3 protein-coding genes are annotated in these 2823 nt (G+C 66.2%); all 3 read left to right on the top strand.

The features are described 5' to 3' along the window. Positions 1-310, top strand: a 310-nt coding sequence (locus H5T60_13740) for a hypothetical protein (protein MBC7243494.1), incomplete at its 5' end; no start/stop codon positions are given. 18 nt (positions 311-328) lie between these two features. Further along, entirely contained in the window at positions 329-2146 is a 1818-nt protein-coding gene (iorA, locus tag H5T60_13735) for an indolepyruvate ferredoxin oxidoreductase subunit alpha (protein MBC7243493.1), read from the top strand. 17 nt (positions 2147-2163) lie between these two features. Continuing rightward, positions 2164-2766 carry an indolepyruvate oxidoreductase subunit beta gene (locus H5T60_13730; protein ID MBC7243492.1) on the top strand — a complete coding sequence of 201 codons (603 nt, stop codon included), beginning with the start codon at positions 2164-2166 and terminating at the stop codon, positions 2764-2766. Positions 2767-2823: the final 57 nt, after the last annotated feature.

The raw sequence follows: 2823 nt of genomic DNA, 5'->3' as shown, positions 1-2823 counted from the left end.
TCAGGCGCTGGAAGAGGACCAGGGCTTCATGGCGCGGCTGGCGCAGGTCCTCCGCCGGCGCGGTCAGCCGGTGGACCTCCAGCCGGACGCCGGCGAGCTGTTGAAGCAGTTCTATTCCCGCCGCACGCCGCTGGCGCGGCTGGAATTCCTGCGGCAGGGCGCGGTCCACGCCGCACAGTGGTATGGTCAGCGCGCCGGCGATCCGTCTCTCAGCCAGGAGGTGCGGGAGCTGTTCGCGGAGGGCGCGGAACTGCAAGGCCGGCGTGCCAAGCAGGTTCAGGAATTGATGGAACATCTGCATCACCGCTGATGGAGGGAACACACCACGATGAAGCGCATTCTATCGGGCAATGAGGCCATCGCCTGGGGGGCCTGGGAGGCCGGCGTGGAAGTCGCCGCCGCCTATCCCGGCACGCCCAGCACGGAAATCCTGGAGACCTTCGCGGCCCTTCCGGATGTGTATGCGGAATGGGCGACCAATGAGAAAGTGGCCATGGACGTGGCCATCGGCGCGGCCTATGCCGGCCGGCGCGCTATGACCTGCATGAAGCACGTCGGCCTGAACGTGGCCGCCGACTCCTTCTTTTATGTTTCGATGACCGGCATCGAGGCCGGCCTGGTCATCGTCTCCGCCGATGACCCCGCCATGCACAGCTCCCAGAACGAACAGGACAACCGCAATTACGCCAAATTCGCCCGCGTCCCCTGTCTGGAACCCAGCGACAGCCAGGAGGCCAAGGAGCTGGTGGCGGCGGCGCTGGACCTGAGCGAGCAGTTCGATACGCCGGTGCTCCTGCGCATCACCACCCGCATCGCCCATACCTACTCCCCGGTGGAAACGGGGGAGCGCCAGAAACGCCCGCCGAAGGTGGAGAAGTTCCCCCGCAATTTCGAGAAGTACGTCATGCTGCCGGTCAATGCCCGCCGGCGCCATCCTGTCCTGGAGGAGCGCATCGCCAAGCTCCAGGAGTTCGCCGAGACCTTCCCCTATAACCGGGTTGAAATGCGCGGCGCGGAGCTGGGCATCGTCACCTGCGGTGTCGCCTATCAGTACGCGCGCGAGGTCTTCCCCGACGCCTCCATCCTGCGGCTGGGGATGACTTACCCGCTTCCCCGCCGGCTCATTACCGACTTCGCCGGCCGGGTGCGCCGGCTCATCGTCCTGGAAGAGCTGGACCCCTTCCTGGAAGAGGGGATCCGTAATCTGGGCATCCCGGTGGAGGGGAAGAGCATTTTCCCTATTTGCGGGGAGTTCTCCCCCGAGGTGGTGCGCGACGCGGCTATCGCCGCCGGCCTGCTCCCCGAATCGGAACGGGTGGTGCCGCCGAATCCCATCAAAGGGGATTTGCCGCCGCGCCCGCCGGTGCTGTGCCCGGGCTGTCCCCATCGCGGCGTCTTTTACGTCATGAAGAAGTTCAAGCTCCCGGTGCAGGGGGACATCGGCTGTTACACCCTTGGCGCCATGCCGCCGCTCTCCACCATTGACTTTTGCGGGTGCATGGGCGCCGGCATCGGGGTGGCCCACGGCGCTGACAAGGCCGGCGACCCCGAGCGCCAGATCGCCGTCATCGGCGATTCCACCTTCTTCCATACGGGCATGCCGGCCCTGCTCAACATGGCCTACAACCGCGGCAAGTCCATCACAGTCATCATGGACAACCGCGTCACCGCCATGACCGGCCACCAGCACAACCCGGGCACGGGGTACACCCTGCAGGGCGAGAAAACCGTCGAGATCGAGCTGGAGCCCCTCGTGCGGGCCATGGGCATCCCCCATGTGCGCACCGTGGACGCCTATGACCTGAAGGCGGTGCAGGGGGCGTTCGAGGAGGCCCTGGCGAAAGAGGAGCCGGCGGTCATCATCACCCGCCGCGAATGCGCCCTCCTGCCCGAGGCGCGCAAGCGCTATCTGCCCCTGCGGGTGGACCGGAGCAAATGTATCGCCTGTTGGACCTGCTTCCGGGTGGGCTGTCCGGCCATCCGCCGTAGCGATGAGATATTCGAGAAAAACAAGCGCCAGAAGTCCGATATTGACCCCTTGCTCTGCACGGGGTGCGAGGTCTGCGCCCAGGTTTGCCCTCAGCATGCCATCCTGTTCCGGGCGGAAGTGGCGCCGGCCTCCGAGGCCGCCGGCGGCGGAGCCTGAGCATCGGAGGAATGCGCATGAAAGAACCCATCAACTTCATGCTGGTCGGCGTCGGGGGACAGGGGACCCTGCTGGCCGCCAATATCCTGGCGGAGGTGGGTCTGCTCGCCGGCTATGATGTGAAAAAATCGGAGATTCACGGCATGGCCCAGCGCGGCGGCAGTGTCAGCAGTCATGTGCGCTGGGGCGAGCAGGTCTTTTCCCCCATGGCCGGCAAAGGGGAGGTGGACATCCTGCTGGGATTCGAGATGGTGGAGGCCCTGCGTCACATCGAATTCCTGCGCCAGGGCGGGCGCGCCATCCTCAGCACGCATCAGATTCCCCCGGTTGCAGTGACATCTGGGGGCGCCGAGTATCCGTCGCAGGCGCGCTTCATCGGCGTGGTGGAGCAGGTGACCAAGGACTACCTGTTGGTGCCGGCGGTGGAGATCGCCCAGCAGTTGGGCAACGCCCGCGCCCATAACCTGGTGATGCTGGGCGCGCTGTCCGTCTTTCTGCCGGTGGAGGAGGATATCTGGCTGCAGGTGACGCCGCGGCATGTGCCGGCCAAGGCGCGGGAGGTCAACCTGGAGGCCTTTCGGCGCGGGCGCGCGCTGGCCGGCCAGGCGCGCAAGCGGTAGGGGCATCCTTGCCATTGCTCGAACACCCCATCCCCGGCCAGGGGCGGGGGTTCCCGT

Source organism: Anaerolineae bacterium (assembly GCA_014360855.1).
In the GTDB taxonomy this organism is placed as follows: domain Bacteria; phylum Chloroflexota; class Anaerolineae; order JACIWP01; family JACIWP01; genus JACIWP01.
Note: the sequence above shows the minus strand (reverse complement) of the source record. Positions and strands in the feature narration are given on the sequence as shown.

Excerpts from the sequence above, each read along its gene's own strand:
- iorA (MBC7243493.1), top strand. The coding sequence starts at position 329 with ATGAAGCGCATTCTATCGGGCAATGAGGCCATCGCCTGGGGGGCCTGG.
- H5T60_13730 (MBC7243492.1), top strand. The coding sequence starts at position 2,164 with ATGAAAGAACCCATCAACTTCATGCTGGTCGGCGTCGGGGGACAGGGG.